The organism is Marinobacter salinexigens, assembly GCF_008370345.1.
In the GTDB taxonomy this organism is placed as follows: Bacteria; Pseudomonadota; Gammaproteobacteria; order Pseudomonadales; family Oleiphilaceae; genus Marinobacter; species Marinobacter salinexigens.
Window position 1 is genome coordinate 1 of record NZ_VTUU01000075.1, and the last position, 325, is coordinate 325.

Annotated in this window: 1 pseudogene; it reads right to left on the reverse strand. The window is 50.5% G+C overall.

The features are described from left to right. A pseudogene (locus FWJ25_RS20740) lies at nt 1-159 on the reverse strand (erythrose-4-phosphate dehydrogenase); the annotation flags it as partial. Nucleotides 160-325: the final 166 nt, after the last annotated feature.

The window sequence follows — 325 nt, forward strand, 5'->3', positions numbered from 1 at the left end:
AGTGATGGCATGAACAGTTGTCATMAAGCCCTCAATAATGCSAAAGTTGTCATGAAKGACCTTAGCAAGGGGAGCAAGGCAGTTTGKGGTGCAGCTAGCAKTGGAAACAATGTTAACATCSGAGGTGTACTTGTCCTCATTGACACCAACAACAAACATGGGTGCATCTTTGCTTGGGGCAGAGATAACAACCTTCTKGGCACCACCCTTSAGATGTGCAGCAGCCTTGTCCTTGTCAGTGAAGACRCCGGTKGACTCCACGACATACTCAGCRCCAGCCTCACCCCACGGGATYTCCTCAGGGTTCCTGATGCCAAAGACGGTG